18 protein-coding genes are annotated in these 21,026 nt (G+C 61.0%); 9 read left to right on the top strand and 9 right to left on the bottom strand.

The features are described 5' to 3' along the window. Window positions 1-214 precede the first annotated feature (214 nt). The 7 genes from KGB21_RS26885 to KGB21_RS26855 all read right to left on the bottom strand — a co-directional run bounded on the left by KGB21_RS26885 (window position 215) and on the right by KGB21_RS26855 (window position 8,139). On the bottom strand, window positions 215-985 hold the full coding sequence (locus KGB21_RS26885) for an IclR family transcriptional regulator (protein ID WP_034151475.1): 771 nt from the start codon (window positions 983-985) through the stop codon (window positions 215-217). A 71-nt stretch (window positions 986-1,056) separates the two neighbouring features. Continuing rightward, complete coding sequence (locus tag KGB21_RS26880; protein WP_034151474.1) at window positions 1,057-2,499, bottom strand: amidase; 1,443 nt, start codon at window positions 2,497-2,499, stop codon at window positions 1,057-1,059. A 2-nt stretch (window positions 2,500-2,501) separates the two neighbouring features. Further along, window positions 2,502-3,812 carry a citrate-proton symporter gene (locus KGB21_RS26875; RefSeq protein ID WP_223507239.1) on the bottom strand — a complete coding sequence of 437 codons (1,311 nt, stop codon included), beginning with the start codon at window positions 3,810-3,812 and terminating at the stop codon, window positions 2,502-2,504. An 81-nt stretch (window positions 3,813-3,893) separates the two neighbouring features. Further along, window positions 3,894-5,069, bottom strand: coding sequence for a M20 aminoacylase family protein (locus KGB21_RS26870; protein ID WP_034151472.1), 1,176 nt, complete (start codon window positions 5,067-5,069; stop codon window positions 3,894-3,896). Window positions 5,070-5,389: 320 nt separating this feature from the next. Continuing rightward, window positions 5,390-5,713: an amidase gene (locus KGB21_RS26865; RefSeq protein ID WP_223507238.1), complete on the bottom strand. Its 324-nt coding sequence runs from the start codon at window positions 5,711-5,713 to the stop codon at window positions 5,390-5,392. Further along, the gene (locus KGB21_RS26860; protein ID WP_223507237.1) at window positions 5,710-6,804 is read right to left on the bottom strand and encodes a serine hydrolase domain-containing protein; all 1,095 of its coding nucleotides are present in this window, start codon (window positions 6,802-6,804) and stop codon (window positions 5,710-5,712) included. The genes KGB21_RS26865 and KGB21_RS26860 overlap by 4 nt, the downstream gene beginning before the upstream one ends. Window positions 6,805-7,260: 456 nt before the next feature. Beyond that, window positions 7,261-8,139: an acyl-CoA dehydrogenase family protein gene (locus tag KGB21_RS26855; RefSeq protein WP_223507236.1), complete on the bottom strand. Its 879-nt coding sequence runs from the start codon at window positions 8,137-8,139 to the stop codon at window positions 7,261-7,263. A 154-nt stretch (window positions 8,140-8,293) separates the two neighbouring features. Here KGB21_RS26855 and olsB point away from each other — a divergent pair, with 154 nt between their 5' ends. Then, window positions 8,294-9,049: an L-ornithine N(alpha)-acyltransferase gene (olsB, locus tag KGB21_RS26850; RefSeq protein ID WP_034146715.1), complete on the top strand. Its 756-nt coding sequence runs from the start codon at window positions 8,294-8,296 to the stop codon at window positions 9,047-9,049. Beyond that, entirely contained in the window at window positions 9,049-9,840 is a 792-nt protein-coding gene (locus KGB21_RS26845; protein ID WP_223507235.1) for a lysophospholipid acyltransferase family protein, read from the top strand. The genes olsB and KGB21_RS26845 overlap by 1 nt, the downstream gene beginning before the upstream one ends. Before the next feature lie 107 nt (window positions 9,841-9,947). Here the strand turns inward: KGB21_RS26845 and KGB21_RS26840 are convergent, their stop codons facing one another. Continuing rightward, window positions 9,948-10,526 carry an ACP phosphodiesterase gene (locus KGB21_RS26840; protein WP_223507234.1) on the bottom strand — a complete coding sequence of 193 codons (579 nt, stop codon included), beginning with the start codon at window positions 10,524-10,526 and terminating at the stop codon, window positions 9,948-9,950. Window positions 10,527-10,681: 155 nt separating this feature from the next. On the opposite strand from KGB21_RS26840, the gene KGB21_RS26835 reads away from it, so the two are divergent. The 4 genes from KGB21_RS26835 (at window position 10,682) to KGB21_RS26820 (ending at window position 13,974) form a co-directional block, all read left to right on the top strand. Next, a complete protein-coding gene (locus KGB21_RS26835; RefSeq protein ID WP_034146718.1) occupies window positions 10,682-10,984 on the top strand; it encodes an ArsR/SmtB family transcription factor in 303 nt (100 codons plus the stop codon). A 33-nt stretch (window positions 10,985-11,017) separates the two neighbouring features. Next, entirely contained in the window at window positions 11,018-12,184 is a 1,167-nt protein-coding gene (locus KGB21_RS26830; RefSeq protein WP_223507233.1) for an MFS transporter, read from the top strand. Window positions 12,185-12,205: 21 nt separating this feature from the next. Beyond that, complete coding sequence (locus KGB21_RS26825) at window positions 12,206-13,255, top strand: alkene reductase (protein WP_034146720.1); 1,050 nt, start codon at window positions 12,206-12,208, stop codon at window positions 13,253-13,255. Window positions 13,256-13,665: 410 nt separating this feature from the next. Then, window positions 13,666-13,974, top strand: coding sequence for a DUF3077 domain-containing protein (locus KGB21_RS26820; protein ID WP_223507232.1), 309 nt, complete (start codon window positions 13,666-13,668; stop codon window positions 13,972-13,974). A 294-nt stretch (window positions 13,975-14,268) separates the two neighbouring features. On the opposite strand, the gene emhR is transcribed toward KGB21_RS26820, so the two are convergent. Continuing rightward, a complete protein-coding gene (emhR, locus tag KGB21_RS26815) occupies window positions 14,269-14,901 on the bottom strand; it encodes an efflux system transcriptional repressor EmhR (protein ID WP_223507231.1) in 633 nt (210 codons plus the stop codon). A 267-nt stretch (window positions 14,902-15,168) separates the two neighbouring features. On the opposite strand from emhR, the gene emhA reads away from it, so the two are divergent. Genes emhA through emhC form a run of 3 tightly spaced genes read left to right on the top strand, consistent with a single transcriptional unit; the run spans window position 15,169 to window position 20,951 of the window. Beyond that, the gene (gene emhA / locus KGB21_RS26810; RefSeq protein WP_034146723.1) at window positions 15,169-16,326 is read left to right on the top strand and encodes an efflux RND transporter periplasmic adaptor subunit EmhA; all 1,158 of its coding nucleotides are present in this window, start codon (window positions 15,169-15,171) and stop codon (window positions 16,324-16,326) included. Window positions 16,327-16,329: 3 nt separating this feature from the next. After that, entirely contained in the window at window positions 16,330-19,491 is a 3,162-nt protein-coding gene (gene emhB, locus KGB21_RS26805; protein WP_034146724.1) for an efflux RND transporter permease subunit EmhB, read from the top strand. Further along, a complete protein-coding gene (emhC, locus tag KGB21_RS26800) occupies window positions 19,491-20,951 on the top strand; it encodes an efflux RND transporter outer membrane subunit EmhC (protein ID WP_034146725.1) in 1,461 nt (486 codons plus the stop codon). Before emhB ends, emhC begins: the two co-directional genes overlap by 1 nt. The last annotated feature ends 75 nt before the right edge of the window (window positions 20,952-21,026 follow it).

Raw genomic sequence — 21,026 nt, 5'->3', positions numbered from 1 at the left:
GCCCTTCAGAACAATGCAAGCAGCCTGATCGCCTGCACCGACCTTTGTGGCGAGGGAGCTTGCTCCCGCTGGAGTGCGAAGCGCTCCCAAAAACGGCGATCCGGGTGTTTCAGGTTGAACGCTTACTCTGGTTTTGCGACTGCTGCGCAGTCGAGCGGGACGGTGCGGCGTTCCGACAAGCTCCCTCGCCACAAAGAACCTGCTACTCACTGAATTACGCCATCGCCTGCTGCACATCACCAATGGTCGCGGCCAGGCTGTTGAGGTGCAGGCTCAGCACCCGTTCCACCGGCGCCTGATCCATCGGCCAGTGCAGCGCCATGCTGCCAATCAGTCGGCCGTCGGTGCGGATCGGCAAGGCCACCGCGCGAATCAGAAAGGGTAAACGCACCGGATATTCCCAGTAGCCTTCGGTGCGCTGGCCGAAACCTTGGTGCAACGCCTGTTCCGTGGTGTTGAACAGCGATTCGTCGTTCAACCGCTCACGATTGGCCAAACGTTCGACTTCATGACTTTCCAGCTCACCGAGGCACGCCCGGCCCATGGCCGAATGAAACAGGCTGGCATGCTGGCCGACGATCTGGCAATTGTTCGGATAACGCTTGCGCAGCACCGTGGGGATGGCACTTTCCATGACCTCGATCCGCTCGCCATCAAAGCACGACAGGTCGACCACCAACCCGGTGCGTTCACTCAGCTCCAGCAACAGCGGCGCGGCGTTTTCCACCAGGCGCCTTTTAAAACGCTGCTGGCTGTCGCCAAACAAGCGCTTGGCGCACAAGCGGTAACGCCGGTCGCTCAAGCCGCGATAGATCCAGCCCTGCTCCTGCAAGGTCAGCAACATGCGCGACACCGTGGCCTTGGGCAGGCTGGTCAGGTAGTGCAATTGCTCCAGGCCCAACGCCTGATGCTCGCCCAGCAACTCGACGATCGCCAGGGCGCGCTCCACCGAACGTACGCTGCCGGTTTCTGCCTTGCTGTCCATGTATTCGATCTCCCTGTGCCCGAAATGGATGACCGTCAAAGTACAGCAAAATGCGCGCCCGTCCGGCGCGCTCAGGCATTTTGCAGACAGCCGGGCGGCCGGCGTTTGACCCACTGGGTCAATTGTTCATGGGCATACGCCAGTTGCAATACTGCGAAGTCAGCCTGGGCCGGGCCAATGATTTGCAGGCCCATAGGCAATCCCGCCGGGTTGAAACCCACCGGCACGTTCATGCTCGGCAGACCGGCCAGGGTCGGCCCGATGACCACTTCCATCCAGCGGTGATAAGTGTCCATGCTTTGCCCGGCGACGACGCGCGGCCACGGGGTTTGTGCATCAAAAGGGAACACTTGGGCGGTGGGCAACAGCAGGAAATCGTAACGTTCGAACAACTCGCTCAAGGCGCGGTACCACTCGCTGCGGCTGAGCGAGGCCTGATAGACATCCGCCGCCGTCAAACGCAATCCGCCCTCGATTTCCCATTGGGCTTCGGGTTTGAGTCGCTCGCGTTTTTTCGGATCGGCATACAACGCGCCAAGGCTGCCTTGCACCAGCCAATGGCGGTGCGTCAGCCAGCTCTGCCACAGACGCTCCATGGAGAAATCCGGCTGGCAGGCTTCGACCTTGCACCCCAGCGCCGCGAAGTCCTGCAACGCCGATTCGCACAGGCTCATCACACCCGGGTCCATCGGCAGGTAACCGTTGTAGTCGCCCAACCAACCCACGCGAACCTCGCTGAAATCCTGCGCCAGCGACTGATGGAAAATTGCCGGGTCTTGAGTCAGCGACAACGGCACGCGCGGGTCGTAACCGGTCTGCGTGCCGAGCAGCCGTGCGACATCGGTAACCGTGCGGCCCATCGGCCCTTCAGTAGCCAGTTGCTGGACAAACACCTCCGGCTGCGGACCGTGAGGCACGCGGCCCTGGGACGGGCGAAACCCGAAGACGTTGTTGAAGGCCGCCGGGTTGCGCAGCGAGCCCATCATGTCGCTGCCATCGGCTACCGGCAGCATGCGCAACGCCAGCGCCACCGCCGCCCCGCCGCTGCTGCCGCCAGCGGCCAACGTCGGATCGTAGGCATTGGTGGTGGTGCCGAACACACTGTTGTAAGTCTGCGAACCGAGGCCGAACTCCGGCACGTTGCTCTTGCCGATAATGATCGCGCCGCAATCGCGAACCCGCGCCACGCTGATCGCGTCGTGCTGCGGTACTTGCTCGGCGAACAGCGGCGAGCCCATGGTCGTGCGCAAACCCGCGGTCGCGGCCAAGTCTTTCACCGCTTGCGGCATGCCGTGCATCCAGCCACGGGACTGGCCCTGGTCCAGTTGTCGGTCGCAGGCGTCGGCTTCAGCCAGCAATTCTTCGGCAGGCCGCAGCGACACCAGCGCATTGACCTGCGGGTTGAAGCGTTCGATCTGCGCCAGATACGCCTGCATCACTTCGCGGCAAGACACCTGCCGCCCGTGGATGGCCCGGGACAGCGCATCGGCGTCCATTTCAACAATCGGATTCATGCTCAAGGTTTCACCCCAAGGTTAAGTGCAACGGATCGCTTTGCCCGTGGTGCTTCCTGCATGCAGTAAGTGCCCAACAGCGTCAGCAGGCAAGCGAACAATACATAGAACGATGGCGCTACCGGCGTGGCCAACACTTTGCTCAACCAAGTCACGATCAGCGGCGCAAAACCGCCGAAGACCATCACCGCGACGTTGTACGCCACCGACACGCCGGTAGAACGCACTTCAATCGGAAACTGCTCGGCCAGCGCGGTCGGTGCCGGGCCGAAAAAGCCGCCAATCGCGCTGCACAGCAACAGTTGCATCACCAGCAAGCGCTCGATGGAAGGTGCTGCCGCGACCCACACGTAAAGCGGATACACCATCACGAAAAACGCCAGGGTGAAGGCCATCAATACCGGGCGTCGGCCCAGTCGATCCGACAGAGCACCGGACAGTGGAATGATCACAGTCATCACCGCCACGGCCAGCATCTGCACCAGCAACACCTGATCCAGCGGCAGGCCCAGATTCTTGTGGGCGAACGTCGGCATGTTCACCAGCACCACGTAGAACGACACGGTCGCACCACACGCAAGGCCCATCGACACCAGAATGGCGCGGCGATGTTCGCGGATCACTTGCATCAGGCTCGGGCTCTCGCCTTTGGCCTGTTTACGCGCTTCGAGAAACTCTTCCGGCTCTTCCATATGCTTGCGAATCCACAGACCTACCGGGCCAATCAGCAAGCCGATCATGAACGGAATCCGCCAGCCCCAGCTGTCCAGCGCCTCAGGCGTCAGCAGGTGAGTGAACAGCGCCACCATCCCCGCCCCGGCAAACACCGCCAGGCACTGCCCGACCAATTGCCACGAGCCGTACAAACCCTTGCGATGCGCGGGCGCACTCTCCACCAGGAACGCCGTGGCGCTGGCGTATTCGCCGCCCGTGGCGAAGCCCTGGAGCATGCGTGCAACCACGATCAGCAACGGTGCGCCCATGCCGATCGCGGCGTAGTTCGGCGCGAAGGCGATCAATGCGATAGACACGGTCATCAGGCGGATGATCATCTGCATCGCTGCCTTGCGGCCTTTGCGGTCCGAGTACATGCCCAACAGAATGCCGCCCACCGGGCGCATGAAGAAGCCAACGCCGAAGGTCGCCAGCGCCATCAGCAGCGATGCGTATTCGTCTTCAGACGGGAAAAATTGCCGGGCGATGATGCTCGCCAGAAAGCCGTAAACGATGAAGTCATACCATTCCAGCGCATTGCCGATAACGGCGGCGACCACTTGCCGGGTACGCGAAACGCCAGTGCTCGAAGTCTGCATGGGGAACTCTCCAAAAACCTATTGGGTGATGACGGGCACGACAGCGCGTGCCCGGTCCAGCGGCAGTAGAAAGTGAGGAGGTCAGGCCGGCTTGAGCCAGCTCTCGGTCAGCGCGCCCCAGTACGCCGCGCCGGTCAGGAGAATGTCGTCGTTGAAGTCGTACGCGGGGTTGTGCACCATCGGCCGCGACACGCCGTTGCCGATGAAAAGGTAAGCACCGGGGCAGCGTTGCAGCATCCAGGCGAAGTCTTCGCTGCCCATGAGTTTGGGGGTGTTGCCGTCTACCGCGTCGGCGCCCACCAATTCGACACCGACCTGACGGGCGAACTCGGTTTCGGCGGCATGGTTGACCAGCACCGGGTAGGCGGGGCGATGTTCGATACGTGAGCTGCAACCGAAACTTTGGGCTTGCGATTCGATGATTGCGCGCACGCGGTCGAGGGTTTGTTCACGCACTTGGGCGTTCAATGCACGCAGGCTCAGGCGCAGGATTGCCTGTTGTGGAATCACGTTGGCTGCCTCCCCGGCCTGCAATGCGCCGACCGTCACTACCGCCGCCTGCTGCGCATCGATGTTGCGCGCGACCACGGTCTGCAACGCCATCACCACGCTCGCCGCCGCCACCAGCGGGTCGACCGCCAGATGCGGCATCGAACCGTGGCCGCCGACGCCTTCAATGGTGACGGTGAGCAAATCCTGCGAGGCCATCATCGGCCCTTCACGAAAGCCCAAGTGCCCCGCCGGCAAGCCCGGCATGTTGTGCATGCCGAACAATGCATCGCAGGGAAAACGTTCGAGCAGACCATCGGCAAGCATTGCTTCGGCACCGCCCTGGCCTTCTTCGGCCGGTTGGAAAATCAGGGTCAGGGTGCCGTCGAACTGCCGGGTTGCCGCCAGGTACCGCGCCGCGCCCAACAACATTGTGGTGTGGCCGTCGTGCCCACAGGCGTGCATGCAGCCCTGATGCTGGCTGCTATAAGCGGCGCCGGTATTTTCGATGATCGGTAGCGCGTCCATGTCCGCGCGTATCCCGAGTTTGCGCGGGCTGCTGCCATTGCGCAGGACGCCGACCACACCGGTCTTGCCGATGCCGGTGTGCACTTCGTAACCCCACGCTTCGAGCGATTTGGCCACCAGCGCCGAGGTGCGGTTTTCCTCGAAGCCGAGTTCCGGGTGGGCGTGGATGTCCTGTCGGGTGGCGTGCAAGTCGCTGGCCACGTCGTTGAGCCAGGCGAGAATGTGCTGATGTCGGGTCATGACGATTGTCCTCGGGCCGGGTGAATTCCCGTTCTTTTTGTTCGTTTTGATTTCGCGACACATCAAAGGCAGGTCGCGCTCACCGCCAGATAACCGCGAGTCGCGCGCGAGGACAATCGAATGTGGTTCCACGGTGTGGAACCTGATGGCCGTCGATCTCACTGGCGGCCCCTTGTGGCGAGGGAGCTTGCTCCCGCTGCGCTGCGAAGCAGCGCCAAAACCGGCAACCGCGGCGTGTCTGATTCACCGCGTCGCTGACTTTGCGACTGCTGCGCAGCCGAGCGGGAGCAAGCTCCCTCGCCACAAAGGCGTCGATGCGATCAGGGCGATAGGCGGCAGCCTTGGTGTTCGCCGATCCAGGCGGCGCTGTTGCTGCGGCCCATGCCGCTGACGGTGATGTGCTTGCTGGCGGTGTCATCGGTGAATGCACTAGTGGGTAGCCACTGTCTGACGTAGCCACGGCAATACTCGGCGTCATTGTTCATCACGTAACGGCACGAGCAATATTCCTTGGCGGTGTAGGCGCTGATGATGTCGGGGAACGCCCACAGCGCCACCCGCTCGTGCCAGATCCAGCCAAGTAAGACGAACAGCAGGACCAACAACAATGAACTGATCGGTCGACGCCTGATGAAACCGCTCATGGCTGCGCCTTCCCGGTGAAGGCCTTGAGCGCGAGCTTGAGCAGTTCGTTGTGCCGGTAGCTGCCGTCGCGGTCATCGCCGTAGCGCACGATCACCAGGTTTTCGCTGGGGATCACATACATCGCCTGGCCCCAATGACCCAGCGCGGCGAAGGTGTCGGTGGGCGCATCGGGCCAGGGTTGCGCAGCGCTATCTACAGCACGATTGAGCCACCAGTGACCGCCGGGCACCGCCTCATCCTGATGGGCGCGGTAGTGAGCGAAGGGCTCGCGATTGAAGGCGATCCAGTCTTTGGGCAGCAGTTGTTTGTCGCCCCAGCGACCGTCCCGCGCCATCAACAGACCGATACGTGCCAGATCCCGGGCGGTGAGGTAGGCATAGGACGAGGCAACGAAAGTCCCCGTGGCATCGGTTTCCCAGATCGCCCGGCGAATGCCCAGCGGCTCGAACAGCGCGGTCCACGGATAGTCCGCGTAACGATCCGGGCCAACGATGGTTTTCAGTGTGGCGGACAACAGATTGCTGTCGCCGCTGGAATAGCGAAACGCTTTTCCCGGTGCCGCGTAGGTGTCGTGATCGGCAGTGAACGCCGCCATGTCCGAGTGACCACGGGTGTAGAGCATGGCCACCACCGACGACTTCAACGGCGCGTATTCGTAGTCTTCCTGCCAGTCGAGACCGGAGGCCCAGTGCAGCAGGTCGGCCATGGTCATGTCCGGATGTTTGTTCAGTGCCGGGTAAAATTTGGCCACTGGATCCTGAAGCTTGAACCGGCCTTCGCCATAGGCCACACCGAGAACCGTGGCCATCAGGCTTTTGCTGATGGACCACGTGAGGTGCGGGGTTTCAGCGGTGGTCGGCCCGGCGTAGCGTTCGTAGATCAATTGACCGTCGCGGATCACCAACAAGGCATCGGTGCGGATGCCTTGACGGGTGGTGTCGTTGCGCGATGGAAAGGCGTAGCCCTCAAGCGCCTGAAGCGCCGGGCCTGTAATGGTCGGGCCGGTCGGCCACTGTTGCCCAGGCCAGTTCTCGGCATGCGCCGAGACACTGATCAGCAGCAAAAAAAACAGCGACAAGCCTTTGGCCATGGTGGGTGCTCTTGGGGATAAACCTGCTGAGCCTAGCCGAGGTTGATGACAGTTCCGGGATCTGTGCTGTCAATGAGGCCGTCATCGCTGGCAAGCCAGCTCCCACAAGATCTGCGTCGCACACAATATTTCATTCACCTGAAGTCCCTGTGGAAGCTGGCTTGCCAGCTCACACAAGATCCGAGTCGTTCACAATATTCCATTCACCTGAAGTCCCTGTGGGAGCTGGCTTGCCAGCTCACACAGGATTTGCGTCGTACACAATATTTCATTCACCTGAAGTCCCTGTGGAAGCTGGCTTGCCAGCTCACACAAGATCCGAATCGTTCACAATATTCCATTCACCTGAAGTCCCTGTGGGAGCTGGCTTGCCAGCTCACACAGGATCTGCGTCGTACACAATATTTCATTCACCTGAAGTCCCTGTGGGAGCTGGCTTGCCAGCGATGAGGCCCGTCAGATCGCCGCCAATGCTTTGGCAAGACGTTTAGCTCGCGCCCCCGCCGCCAAATCCATCACCGCCTGATCCCGTTGCCACATCGCCGCCCACTCCAACGGGCCCTCGGCCAGCGCTTCGTTGATCTCACCCTTGAGCCCGTCGAACTGCGCAAATAACCCACCGAGCAACACATGCCCCGCCGGATTGTTCGGCGCCTGTCGGCTGACTTCCGCACAACCGGCCAGCAACGCCAGCAAGCGCAACTGTAGGTCTTGCCGCCAGTCGCTGTCCTGACCGACGCCATACAGCCACGCGGTCATGGCGCTCAACACATAGACATCTTCCAGAGTGCGGAACGGTTTGACGTACGCGTCCCAGCCATCTCCCGCCAGCAACTCGCACAGCGCGTTGTCCAGAAACAAGCGGCCATGGCTGATGTCCGGCATCAACGGGATCGCCGGGAGTTTTTCCACCCGCACACCCGCTTCTCCGGGATAGACCACTGCCAGGCTCAGGCGCGGATCGTCGCCGGGAGTTTCACTGCGTGCCGCGATCAACAGCCAGTCGGCGGCATCGCCCGCGGTGACGAAATCCTTGCGCCCGCTCAAGCGCAAATCGTGCAGACGGGTCTGCATGTCCGCCACTCGCAGGCTGCGTTGTTCGGTGGCGCACAACGCGCCGAGGCTCAGCGGCGCGCTCGGCCACAGCATGCGCAACGCGGCCTGATAGCCCACCAGAAACGCCAGGCCCGGTGTCGCCATCATCCGCGCACCGGCCACCGCCAATTCAAACGGCGTGACCGTGCCCAATTGGTGCAACAACGTCGCGAAGCCTTCGCCCAGGTCCGGGTTGGCGGGAAGGCGCTCGCGACGGTTCAACAGGTTTTGCCAGGGCATAAGAGGCTCCTTGTGGGCTGTCATATAAGCATCACCAAAGGTTCATGGCGATGACACCGGCGCTACATAGCCTGACTTTGCACAACAAGGCTGGATAAAGAAAGTCGATCCGCTGTAACCCAAGACGGGTGAGCAGCCCGCACGGAGAATCGCCATGACTCAGATCGCCCGAATCAGCGACACCGGCAACGAACGCCGCCTGCAAGCCGAACGCCTGGTGGGCGCCGAGGCCTTGCAGGAAGCCCAGGCCTTGCGCTTCAACGTGTTCAGCGGCGAGTTCAATGCCAAGCTGAAAGGCGCGGAACTGGGTCTGGACATGGATGACTATGACGTCCACTGCGCCCACATCGGCGTGCGGGACCTCAACACCGGGCGTCTGGTGGCGACCACCCGCTTGCTCGACCACACCGCCGCCAGCAGCCTCGGCAAGTTCTACAGCGAAGAAGAATTCAGCCTGCATGGCCTGGTGCATCTGCAAGGCCCGATCCTGGAAATCGGTCGCACCTGCGTCGACCCGGCCTACCGCAACGGCGGCACCATCGCCGTGCTGTGGGGCGAACTGGCCGAGGTGCTGAACCAGGGCGGCTACAGCTATTTGATGGGTTGCGCGAGCATTCCGATGCAGGACGGCGGCATTCAGGCCCACGCGATCATGCAGCGTCTGCGCGAACGCTACCTGTGCACCGAACACCTGCGGGCCGAGCCGAAAAAGCCGCTGCCGACCCTGGATATCCCGTCGAACGTAATCGCCGAAATGCCGCCGCTGCTCAAGGCCTACATGCGCCTGGGCGCGAAGATCTGCGGCGAGCCGTGCTGGGACGAAGATTTCCAGGTCGCCGACGTGTTCATCCTGCTCAAGCGCGATGAGCTTTGCCCGCGCTACGCCAAACACTTCAAGGCGGCGGTGTAATGGGTCGCCTGCGCGTGTACGCGCGAATCGCACGGGTATTGCTGGTGGTCGGGCTCGGCCTGAGCATGGCCACCGTGTTCGGTGTGTTCGAGCGCCTGGGGCTGGCCCATTCGATGGAACGTCGCCAGCGCTGGTCGCGTTTTTTCATGGCACGCTTGAGTAACGCCCTGCCCTTCGACGTGACGGTGCATGGTCAGTTGCCGAAAGCGCCGATGCTGTGGGTCAGCAACCATGTGTCATGGACTGATATTCCGCTGCTGGGAATGCTCACGCCTTTGTCGTTCCTGTCCAAGGCTGAAGTGCGCACCTGGCCGGTCGCGGGCTGGTTGGCGGCCAAGGCCGGTAGCCTGTTTATCCGTCGCGGCTCGGGCGACAGCCAGTTGATCCGCAAACAGATGACCCGCCATCTGCAACAAGAACATCCCCTGCTGATGTTCCCGGAAGGCACCACCACCGATGGCCGTTCGTTGCGCACTTTTCATGGCCGTTTACTGTCGGCAGCGATTGATTCCGAAGTGGCGCTGCAACCGGTGGCGATTCGATATGTGCGTGACGGTGAACTCGATACGCTGGCGCCATTCATTGGCGATGACGACTTGCTCTCGCACCTGATGCGCTTGTTTGCCAATGATCGTGGCGGTGTGGAGATTCACCTGCTCAAGCCGATCGCTTGCGAAGGTCGCGAGCGCGCGGCGCTGGCGTTCGAAGCGCAGCAAGCGGTGCAGAAGGCATTGTTTGGGGCTGTGGTTGAACCTCAGCGAGCACCGATGCGCCCCGCTATCGCGGCCTGAACACAGACTCCCTGTAGGAGCTGGCTTGCCAGCGATAGCGGTGGGTCAGCCAATGTAGATGTTGGATGATCCGGACTTATCGCTGGCAAGCCAGCTCCCACAGTGATCTATGTTGTTGGATGGTTCTGCGCAAAATCCTGGAGCTGCGGATAGAACAACCGGAAATCCTCGCTCAACGGCTCATACAAAACCCGCAACTCCTGCATCGCTGCCGCCAGTTCCTCAGGCTTGGTCAAGCGCCGCGAAATCCCCCGCAGCACCTGCTCCAGCACTTCGAACTCGCGGTAAGAACCCAACCAGTCATTGGCCACCATGTGCGGCGCGATCTTCGCCAGGCGCTCGGGCAACTGCCGTTCGCTGGACAACACCCGATACACATCCGATGTGAACAGCTCCAGCGGCCGATCCGCGTACAGCGCCCAGTCCCGCGCCAGGCAATGGTCGAAAAACACGTCGAGGACGATCCCGGCGTAGCGCCGGCGCGTCAGGGAAAACCGCGACAGCGAGACATCCACCAACGGATGGCGGTCGGTGAACACGTCGATGCTGCGATGCAGCTGGATAGCCGCTTCGATCTCCGGATCGAACTGCCCTTGCAGCCGTCCCTTGACGAAATCGCCATACAGGCTGCCGAGCAATTGACCGGGACGCTGGCCACCGAGATGAAGATGTGCGAGATAGTTCATCCGCGCAGCTTAGCATTGCCGCCAATGTATCGTTATAACCCGATATACCGATTTGCTCGGTCATCAGAGCAAAATCATATTTGTATATCGCGAAATAACGATTTAAATTTCGCTTCATCGCGATATAGCGTTTTACTGATCACGAGCCCCTAATCATGAACCTTGAACTCGACGAAATAATAAAAGCCCTGGCACACCCGGTACGGCGAGAAATCCTGCACTGGCTCAAAAACCCGGACGTCGAATTTCCAGACCAGTCCCACAGCAACGAGCACGGCGTTTGTGCCGGGCAGATCGATCAACGTTGCGGACTGTCGCAGTCCACGGTATCCGCGCACCTGGCCACCCTGCAACGCGCCGGCCTGATCAGCAGCCGCAAAGTCGGCCAGTGGCACTTTTTCAAACGCAATGAGGAAACCATCCAGGAGTTCCTCAAAATCTTCAGTAAAGAGCTCTGACCCTTCACGTCAGCCAGCCAAAAGGAATTACCAATGCCCCTCTCGCTACTCATATTGGCCTTGAGCGCCTTCGCCATCGGCACCACCGAATTCGTCATCATGGGCTTGCTGCCCGATGTGGCGGCCGACCTCGGTGTGTCGATCCCCGGCGCTGGCTGGCTGGTGACCGGTTACGCCTTGGGCGTGGCCATCGGCGCGCCATTCATGGCACTGGCCACCGCCAGACTGCCGCGCAAGGCTGCGCTGATCGCGTTGATGGGCATTTTCATTATCGGCAACCTGCTCTGCGCCGTGGCCAGCGACTACAACGTGTTGATGTTTGCCCGCGTGGTCACAGCCCTGTGTCACGGCGCGTTCTTCGGTATCGGTTCAGTCGTAGCCGCCGGCCTGGTGCCGGCCAACAAACGCGCTTCGGCCGTGGCCCTGATGTTCACCGGCCTGACCCTGGCCAACGTCCTCGGCGTGCCACTGGGCACCGCACTTGGTCAACAAGCCGGCTGGCGCTCGACCTTCTGGGCGGTGACCGTGATCGGTGTGATCGCGCTGATCGGCCTGATCCGCTTCCTGCCAGCCAAGCGCGATGAAGAAAAACTCGACATGCGCGCCGAACTGCGCGCCCTCAAAGGCGCCGGTATCTGGCTGTCCCTGAGCATGACCGCGTTGTTCGCCGCGTCGGTGTTCACCCTCTTTACCTACGTCGCGCCACTGCTGGGCGAAGTGACTGGCGTCTCGCCCCGTGGCGTGACCTGGACCCTGATGCTCATCGGCCTGGGCCTGACCGTCGGCAACATCATCGGCGGCAAACTGGCTGACAAAGGCCTGGCCGCCACACTGATCGGCGTCTTCATCGCCATGGCGGTGGTCTCCACCGTGCTGACCTGGACCAGCGTCGCGCTGATCCCGACCGAAATCACCCTGTTCCTCTGGGCCACCGCGTGTTTCGCCGCCGTGCCTGCCCTGCAAGTCAACGTGGTGACCTACGGCAAGGCTGCACCGAACCTGGTCTCGACCCTGAACATCGGCGCCTTCAACGTCGGTAACGCCCTGGGCGCCTGGGTTGGCGGCAGCGTCATCGCCCACGGCTTCGGCCTGACCAGCGTGCCCCTCGCGGCTGCCGCACTGGCCGTACTCGCCCTGGTGGTGACCCTGATTACTTTCCGTCAGAACGGCAATCCCGAACTGGCTCCTGCTACTAACTGATCTTCAAAAGAGAGCAATTAAATGACGACGATTTTCGATCCGATCAAACTGGGCGACCTGGAACTGTCCAACCGCATCATCATGGCGCCGCTGACCCGCTGCCGCGCTGACGAAGGCCGTGTGCCGAACGCGCTGATGGCCGAATACTACGTACAACGCGCCTCCGCTGGCCTGATCCTCAGCGAGGCCACTTCGGTCACGCCGATGGGCGTGGGCTACCCGGACACCCCGGGTATCTGGTCCAACGATCAGGTGCGTGGCTGGTCCAACGTGACCAAGGCGATCCACGGCGCGGGTGGCAAGATCTTCCTGCAACTGTGGCACGTCGGCCGGGTTTCGCACTCGTTGTACTTGAATGGTGAAGCTCCGGTCGCACCGAGCGCCATCCAGCCGAAAGGTCATGTCAGCCTGGTTCGCCCGTTGTCTGACTACCCAACCCCGCGCGCCCTGGAAACCGCTGAAATCGCCGACATCGTCGACGCTTACCGCACCGGTGCCGAAAACGCCAAGGCCGCCGGTTTCGACGGCGTGGAAATCCACGGCGCCAACGGCTACCTGCTCGACCAGTTCCTGCAAAGCAGCACCAACCAGCGCACCGATCACTACGGCGGCTCCCTGGAAAACCGTGCGCGCCTGCTGCTGGAAGTGACCGACGCCGCTATCGAAGTCTGGGGCGCCGGCCGCGTCGGTGTGCACCTGGCACCGCGTGCCGATTCCCATGACATGGGCGACGACAACCTCGCCGAAACCTTCACCTACGTCGCTCGCGAACTGGGCAAGCGTGGCATCGCGTTCATCTGCTCGCGCGAAAAAGAAGGCACCGACAGCCTCGGCCCACAAATCAAGGAAGCCTTCGGCGGCCCGTACATCATCAACGAACGCTTCACCAAGGACAGCGCCAACGCCTGGCTGGCCGCTGGCAAGGCTGACGCGGTAGCCTTCGGCGTACCGTTCATTGCCAACCCGGATCTGCCGGCACGCTTGAAGGCTGATGCGCCGCTGAACGAGGCTCATCCGGAAACCTTCTACGGCAAAGGCCCGGTCGGCTACATCGACTACCCGACGCTGTAAGCGCTGCCTGTAGAAATGCAAAAGCCCCGACTCGAAAGAGCCGGGGCTTTTGCATTTCGTTTAATTGCGAAACCGCAATATCGGATGACGCCGTAGGACCTTGTAGGCAAACTCCGAATCTTGCGTTTGGGCACTTTGATGCCTTGTTGCGCTTTTGTTTGACGGGATAGTCTCCGGACGTCGCTGACCATTCAGCGATCGGGCTTGGAAACCCGTCGAGCAAATTGCAACAACGTGCCCAACATGAGCGCAGTCGTTTTACGGCTGCAATTCTGTGTCATGGCGGCTGTGCGTGGGACGTCTTCGGACGTGCCGGTTTTCCTTTGCTCCCGGTTTTCCAACCTGCGCACAGCTGCAACCCATTCGCTTGGAAACGAACGTGGCGGCTCCTCAAGCTTAGGAGTTACACCATGAGCAAAACCAATCCGCCCTCACCTTCAGAACTCAAAACCATCGGCTTCACCCCTTTCATCTTCTGCTCAGACCAGGCGCTGTTTCACGTCAGCCGCGGCGTGCCTCTCGCCGAAGCGTTAGCCCAAGCCTCCAACCTGCTGTTCCTCGCCAAGGAACTCACTCTCGACGCTGCCTACGCCAAAGACACCGACCGCCACGCCTGGGCCGCGCATTACCTGACGGCGATGAGCAAAACGGTGATCGATGATGTGGCGAAGGAGCTGGATCGAGGGCCTGATCGTAAAGGCAAGCAAGCCAAGTCGTAGCGATAATTTTCTATCTGAATATCGCGGCTTGACACTGTAGGAGCTGCCGAAGGCTGCGATCTTTTGACTTTGTTTTTTGAAAGCAAGATCAAAAGATCGCAGCCTTCGGCAGCTCCTACAGGGGCCGGGCAATATTCGGCGAAACACAAAATTCCTACAAATTACTGCGCAAACTCTCTGTCAACCCGGCGAGCGGGCGTATATAAAAGCACCCCTCTGCCGTAGAGCGCGTGAAGAACTGTTCATCCACGGCCACAACGGTTGACACACGCGGAACCGATTAAGCATCTTGTTTCACTTTCGCAGGCTGGGACTCAAACGCAGCATGTCCAGCGCGATATCGACCCAACGCTCGGCCTCGGTGTGCAGCTGGAAGCTGTCCGGTGCGAGCAACCACTGGTACAGCAGGCCGTCGATCCAGGCATGAATGCTGATGGCGGCACGGGCGGTGTCGAGGTCTTCCGGCAGCTGCCCACGATTGACGGCATTACGCAGGGTCAGGCCGATGCGCGAGTTGCATTCGAGGCTGGCCGCACGACGCTGCTGACGCAGGTCGCACATTTCATCGGTGAATTCGCACTTATGGAACAGAATCTCGTTGATGCGCCGGGTCTTGGGGTCCAGCGCAACTTCATGAAACAAATGAATCAGCAGCCGGCGCATGCAGCCCAATGGATCGAGCTCGTCTTCGCTCTCCGCGGCTTTGGCCAGTTCATCAAGGGGCTCTTGCAAGCTATCCAGCATGGCCTGCACCAAATCCGCCTTGTTGCTGAAATGCCAATAGATGGCCCCGCGCGTAACGCCGGCCAGGGTCGCGATGTCCGCCAGGGTCGTGCGCGCCACGCCCCTTTCAAAAAAGGCTTTTTCGGCCGCTTCGAGTATCTGGTTGCGGGTTTCTTGAGCTTCCTCTTTGGTGCGACGGACCATGGCAGTACAACCTCAATCAGGATGCCTCAGCGATGTCTGAACATCAGCTGAATAAAAGTGGGGCGAGCGCTCTTGGGTCTCGTCCCCGGGCCTACAATTCCAACCTTTCAACGGCGTCTGTAACGGCGCGGATACAGGGTCAAGGTCTTTACAAACAGCCGTGAATGTAAGTATATTCCTTAGCAAGCTACTTATCCACCCGGCATACATTTTTTAACCTTCCATGTTTTCTTGTGCGTGTTTTGCGCGCCTGACCCGAGGATTTTCATGCAACTCAAGCCAGCTGTTACCGCTCTGGTCGCCGCCGTCGCCCTGGCATCACTGCTCAGCGGATGTAAAAAGGAAGAGGCCGCTCCGGCCGCACCACCGCCTCAGGTCGGCGTCGTTACCCTGCAACCACAATCCTTCACCCTGACGTCCGAGCTGCCGGGTCGCACCAGTGCGTTCCGCATTGCCGAAGTTCGCCCGCAAGTGAACGGCATCATCCTCAAGCGTCTGTTCAAGGAAGGCGGCGATGTCAAAGCCGGCCAGCAGCTGTATCAGATCGACCCGTCGGTCTATGACGCTACGCTGAAAAGCGCCGAAGCCAACCTGCGTTCGACCAAGTCGATCTCCGACCGCTACCAGCAACTGGTCAACGAACAGGCTGTGAGCCGCCAGGAATACGACACCGCCGTGGCCAACCGCTTGCAATCGGAAGCCGCGCTGCAATCGGCCCAGATCAACGTGCGCTACACCAAGGTCTACGCGCCATTGACCGGTCGTATCGGTCGTTCTTCGGTGACCGAAGGGGCGCTGGTCAGCAACGGCCAGACTGAAGCGATGGCGGTGATCCAGCAACTGGACCCGATCTACGTCGACGTCACCCAATCCTCGGTCGAGCTACTGCAGCTGCGCCGCGAACTGGAAAGCGGTCGCCTGCAAAAGGCCGGCGACAACGCTGCGAAAGTCAAACTGACCCTCGAAGACGGCAGCCAGTACAAGCTGGAAGGCAAGCTGGAGTTCTCCGAAGTCTCGGTTGACCAGACCACTGGTTCCGTAACCTTGCGCGCCGTGTTCCCGAACCCTGATCACACTCTGTTGCCAGGCATGTTCGTACACGCCCAGTTGCAGGCCGGCGTGAACAGCGCCGCGATCCTCGCGCCGCAGCAAGGCGTGACCCGCGACCTCAAAGGCACGCCGACCGCTCTGGTCGTCGGCCCGGACAACAAGGTCGAACTGCGTCAGCTCAAGGCTAACCGTACCGTCGGCAATCAATGGCTGATCGAAGACGGCCTGAAGGCCGGCGATCGCCTGATCACCGAAGGTCTGCAGTTCGTCAAACCTGGCATCGAAGTCAAGCCAAGCGAGGCGACCAACGTAGCCGCAAAGAACCCGGCCCCCGCTCAGGCAGCTGATAAAGCGTCTGGCGGCAAAGGGGAGTAACTCATGTCAAAATTCTTCATCGACCGTCCGATTTTCGCCTGGGTAATTGCCCTGGTGATAATGCTGGTCGGGGCACTATCGATCCTCAAACTGCCGATCAACCAATACCCGAGCATTGCGCCTCCGGCGATCGCCATTTCCGTGACCTACCCGGGCGCTTCTGCGCAAACCGTGCAGGACACCGTGGTTCAGGTGATCGAGCAACAGCTCAACGGTATCGACAATCTGCGTTATGTGTCTTCGGAAAGTAACGCCGACGGCACCATGACCATCACCGCGACCTTTGAGCAAGGCACCAACTCCGATACCGCGCAGGTCCAGGTGCAGAACAAGCTGAACCTGGCCACCCCGCTGCTGCCGCAAGAAGTACAGCAGCAAGGTATCCGCGTGACCAAGGCAGTGAAGAACTTCCTGCTGGTAATCGGTGTGGTATCGCGCGACGGCAGCATGACCAAGGACGACCTGTCCAACTACATCGTGTCGAACATGCAGGACCCGATCTCGCGGACCGCCGGTGTCGGTGACTTCCAGGTGTTCGGTTCGCAGTACGCCATGCGTATCTGGCTCGACCCGGCCAAGTTGAACAACTTCAACCTGACCCCGATCGACGTCAAGACCGCCATCGCCGCACAGAACGTCCAGGTGTCGTCCGGCCAGCTCGGCGGCTTGCCTGCCCTGCCCGGCACGCAGCTGAACGCGACGATCATCGGCAAGACCCGTCTGCAGACCGCTGAGCAGTTCGAGAAGATCCTGCTCAAGGTCAACAAGGACGGCTCGCAAGTTCGCTTGAAAGATGTCGCCAGCGTCGGTCTGGGTGGCGAGAACTACAGCATCAACGCCCAGTTCAACGGTGCCCCGGCATCCGGTCTGGCGGTGAAACTGGCCACCGGCGCCAACGCGCTGGATACCGCCAAGGCGCTGCGTACCACCATCGACAGTCTCAAGCCGTTCTTCCCGCAAGGGATGGAAGTGGTGTTCCCGTACGACACCACGCCGGTGGTGACCGAGTCGATCAAAGGCGTGGTTCACACGCTGGTTGAAGCGGTCGGGCTGGTGTTCCTGGTGATGTTCCTGTTCCTGCAAAACTTCCGCGCCACCATCATCACCACGATGACCGTGCCGGTGGTATTGCTCGGTACGTTCGGGATCCTCGCGGCAGCCGGTTTCAGCATCAACACCCTGACCATGTTCGGTATGGTGCTGGCCATCGGTTTGCTGGTGGACGACGCCATCGTCGTGGTGGAAAACGTCGAACGGGTGATGAGCGAAGAAGGCCTGTCGCCCAAGGAAGCCACCAAGAAATCCATGGGGCAGATCCAGGGTGCATTGGTCGGTATCGCCCTGGTGCTGTCGGCGGTTCTGCTGCCGATGGCGTTCTTCAGCGGCTCCACCGGTGTGATCTACAAGCAGTTCTCGATCACCATCGTTTCGGCCATGGCCCTGTCGGTACTGGTTGCGCTGATCTTCACCCCGGCGCTGTGCGCCACCATGCTCAAGGCGATTCCGAAAGGCGAACACCACACGCCGAAACGCGGCTTCTTCGGCTGGTTCAACCGCACCTTCGACCGTGGCGTGAAAAACTACGAGCGTGGCGTGGGCAGCATGCTTACGCACAAAGCGCCGTATTTGCTGGCGTACCTCATCATTGTGGTCGGCATGATCTGGCTGTTCACCCGCATTCCAACCGCGTTCCTGCCGGAAGAAGACCAGGGCGTACTGTTCGCCCAGGTGCAGACACCGGCCGGCTCGACGTCCCAGCGCACCCAAGTGGTCGTGGACGAAATGCGTGAGTACCTGCTGCGTTCGGGCAAGGATGGCGGTGAAGGCGATGCGGTGAACTCGGTGTTTACCGTGACCGGCTTCAACTTCGCCGGCCGTGGCCAGAGCTCGGGTATGGCTTTCATCATGCTCAAGCCATGGGGCGATCGTAACGCCGACAACAGCGTGTTCAAGGTGGCGGCCCGTGCCCAGCAGCACTTCTTCACCTTCCGTGACGCCATGGTGTTTGCCTTTGCGCCACCGGCGGTACTGGAGTTGGGTAACGCCACCGGTTTCGACGTGTTCCTGCAGGACCGTGCCGGTATCGGTCACGAGAAGTTGATGGAAGCGCGTAACCAGTTCCTCGGCATGGCCGCGCAGAGCAAGATTCTGACGCAGGTGCGCCCAAACGGCCTGAACGACGAACCGCAATACCAACTGGAAATCGACGACGAGAAGGCCAGTGCCCTGGGCATTACCATCGCCGACATCAACAACACCCTGTCGATCGCGCTGGGCAGTAGCTACGTCAACGACTTCATCGACCGCGGTCGCGTGAAGAAGGTGTACGTGCAAGGCCAGCCTGGCGCACGCATGAGCCCTGAAGACTTGCAGAAGTGGTACGTGCGCAACAGCGTCGGCACCATGGTTCCGTTCTCGGCCTTCGCCAAGGGTGAGTGGATTTACGGTTCGCCGAAACTGGCCCGATACAACGGCGTAGAAGCGATGGAAATCCTCGGCGCCCCGGCCCCGGGTTACTCCACCGGTGAAGCGATGGCCGAAGTCGAAGCCATTGCCAAGAAACTGCCGGCCGGTGTCGGTATTTCCTGGACCGGTCTGTCGTACGAAGAACGTCTGTCCGGTTCGCAAGCGCCAGCGCTGTACGCCCTGTCGCTGCTGATGGTGTTCCTGTGTCTGGCGGCGCTGTATGAGAGCTGGTCGATTCCGATCGCGGTGATGTTGGTGGTGCCGCTGGGGATCATCGGTGCGCTGATGGCCACCAGCCTGCGCGGCCTGTCCAACGACGTGTACTTCCAGGTGGGCTTGTTGACGACCATCGGTCTGGCGGCGAAAAACGCCATTCTGATCGTCGAGTTCGCCAAGGAACTGCACGAGCAAGGACGCAGCCTGCGCGATGCAGCCATCGAAGCCTGCCGCATGCGACTGCGACCGATCATCATGACCTCGCTCGCCTTCGTCCTCGGCGTGGTACCACTGGCTATCTCCACGGGCGCAGGCTCGGGTAGCCAGCATGCAATCGGTACCGGTGTGATTGGCGGTATGATCACGGCAACCGTTCTGGCGATCTTCTGGGTCCCGCTGTTCTTCGTCACTGTGTCGGCCATGGGTCAGCGTAAAAACGTCGACCAGGAAGACGCTACTGAAACTCCTAAAGAGGCTGGCTAATGAGCAAGTCGCTACTCTCCCTGGCAGTCGCCGCCTTCGTGCTCGGTGGCTGCTCGCTGATCCCTGACTATCAGCAGCCGCAAGCACCGGTGGCGGATCAATACCCGCAGGGCCCGGCGTATTCGCCGGCCCAGGCACCGGCGCAGGCCGCTGCCGAGCAGGGCTGGAAGCAATTTTTCCATGACCCGGCGCTGCAACAGCTGATCCAGATCTCCCTGGAAAACAACCGCGACCTGCGTGTCGCGGCCCTGAACATCGACGCCTTTGCGGCTCAGTACCGCATCCAGCGCGCCGACCTGTACCCGGCCATTTCCGCCAATGGCACCGGTAGCCGTCAGCGCCTGCCGGCAGACGCTTCGCAGACCGGCGAAGCGGGCATCAGCAGTTCCTATTCGGCCACCGTCGGCATCAGCGCCTATGAACTCGACCTGTTCGGTCGCGTTCGCAGCCTGAGCGAAGAAGCCCTGCAGAAATACTTCGCCACTGAAGAAGGTCGCCGCAGCACCCAGATCAGCCTGGTGGCCAGCGTGGCCAATGCCTACCTGACCTGGCAGGCCGACAAGGAACTGCTGAAGCTGACCCAGGACACCCTCGGTGCGTTCGAGGAGAGCTACAAGCTCACCGCCCGCAGCAACGAAGTGGGTGTGGCCTCGGCGCTGGACCTGGCGCAGTCGCGTACCTCGGTGGAAAACGCCCGTGCGCAACTGGCCAAGTACACCCGCCAGGTCGCTCAGGATGAAAACAGCCTGGTGCTGCTGCTCGGCACTGGCATTCCGGCCAACCTGCAAGCGGCCAAACCGCTGGCGGACGATTTGCTGGCCGAAGTGCCGCCCGGCCTGCCGTCTGATTTGCTGCAACGTCGTCCGGATATCCTCCAGGCCGAGTACAACCTCAAGGCTGCCAATGCCAACATCGGCGCGGCGCGTGCGGCGTTCTTCCCGAGCATCAGCCTGACCGCCAATGCCGGGACGCTGAGCCCTGATCTGTCAGGTCTGTTCAAGGGCGGCTCGGGCACCTGGCTGTTCCAGCCGCAGATCAACCTGCCGATCTTCAATGCCGGCAGCCTGCGCGCCAGCCTGGATTACTCGAAAATCCAGAAAGACATCGGCGTGGCGAACTACGAGAAGTCCATCCAAACGGCCTTCCAGGAAGTCGCCGACGGCCTGGCCGCGCGTCAGACCTACGTGCAGCAATTGCAGGCGCAATCTGACTTCGTCAGCGCGAACCAGGACTACTACCGCCTGGCCGAGCGTCGCTACCGGATCGGTGTCGACAGCAACCTGACCTTCCTCGACGCCCAGCGTCAGTTGTTCAGTGCGCAACAAGTGCTGATTACTGACCGTCTGGCGCAGCTGGTCAGCCAGGTCAATCTGTACAAGGCACTGGGTGGTGGCTGGAATGAGCAGACGGCGAAGAACGAGCCGTTGAAAGAAGAAGCGCCGAAGATGAAGTATTTCTGATAGCGCTGTGAACACAAGAAGCCCACCGATTGGTGGGCTTTTTGTTGGCAGCGGGAAAAGTTGTGCTGACTTCAT

It is taken from the genome of Pseudomonas sp. GL-RE-29 (assembly GCF_019947275.1).
GTDB classification, from domain to species: Bacteria; Pseudomonadota; Gammaproteobacteria; order Pseudomonadales; family Pseudomonadaceae; genus Aquipseudomonas; species Aquipseudomonas fluorescens_A.
The sequence above is the reverse complement of the archived record's forward strand: the minus strand, read 5'-3'. Positions and strand labels throughout refer to the sequence as shown.

Bases quoted from the DNA above. Each gene is read 5' to 3' on its own strand.
- KGB21_RS26885 (WP_034151475.1), bottom strand. From the start codon at position 985: ATGGACAGCAAGGCAGAAACCGGCAGCGTACGTTCGGTGGAGCGCGCC.
- KGB21_RS26880 (WP_034151474.1), bottom strand. From the start codon at position 2,499: ATGAATCCGATTGTTGAAATGGACGCCGATGCGCTGTCCCGGGCCATC.
- KGB21_RS26875 (WP_223507239.1), bottom strand. From the start codon at position 3,812: ATGCAGACTTCGAGCACTGGCGTTTCGCGTACCCGGCAAGTGGTCGCC.
- KGB21_RS26870 (WP_034151472.1), bottom strand. From the start codon at position 5,069: ATGACCCGACATCAGCACATTCTCGCCTGGCTCAACGACGTGGCCAGC.
- KGB21_RS26865 (WP_223507238.1), bottom strand. From the start codon at position 5,713: ATGAGCGGTTTCATCAGGCGTCGACCGATCAGTTCATTGTTGTTGGTC.
- KGB21_RS26860 (WP_223507237.1), bottom strand. From the start codon at position 6,804: ATGGCCAAAGGCTTGTCGCTGTTTTTTTTGCTGCTGATCAGTGTCTCG.
- KGB21_RS26855 (WP_223507236.1), bottom strand. From the start codon at position 8,139: ATGCCCTGGCAAAACCTGTTGAACCGTCGCGAGCGCCTTCCCGCCAAC.
- olsB (WP_034146715.1), top strand. From the start codon at position 8,294: ATGACTCAGATCGCCCGAATCAGCGACACCGGCAACGAACGCCGCCTG.
- KGB21_RS26845 (WP_223507235.1), top strand. From the start codon at position 9,049: ATGGGTCGCCTGCGCGTGTACGCGCGAATCGCACGGGTATTGCTGGTG.
- KGB21_RS26840 (WP_223507234.1), bottom strand. From the start codon at position 10,526: ATGAACTATCTCGCACATCTTCATCTCGGTGGCCAGCGTCCCGGTCAA.
- KGB21_RS26835 (WP_034146718.1), top strand. From the start codon at position 10,682: ATGAACCTTGAACTCGACGAAATAATAAAAGCCCTGGCACACCCGGTA.
- KGB21_RS26830 (WP_223507233.1), top strand. From the start codon at position 11,018: ATGCCCCTCTCGCTACTCATATTGGCCTTGAGCGCCTTCGCCATCGGC.
- KGB21_RS26825 (WP_034146720.1), top strand. From the start codon at position 12,206: ATGACGACGATTTTCGATCCGATCAAACTGGGCGACCTGGAACTGTCC.
- KGB21_RS26820 (WP_223507232.1), top strand. From the start codon at position 13,666: ATGAGCAAAACCAATCCGCCCTCACCTTCAGAACTCAAAACCATCGGC.
- emhR (WP_223507231.1), bottom strand. From the start codon at position 14,901: ATGGTCCGTCGCACCAAAGAGGAAGCTCAAGAAACCCGCAACCAGATA.
- emhA (WP_034146723.1), top strand. From the start codon at position 15,169: ATGCAACTCAAGCCAGCTGTTACCGCTCTGGTCGCCGCCGTCGCCCTG.
- emhB (WP_034146724.1), top strand. From the start codon at position 16,330: ATGTCAAAATTCTTCATCGACCGTCCGATTTTCGCCTGGGTAATTGCC.
- emhC (WP_034146725.1), top strand. From the start codon at position 19,491: ATGAGCAAGTCGCTACTCTCCCTGGCAGTCGCCGCCTTCGTGCTCGGT.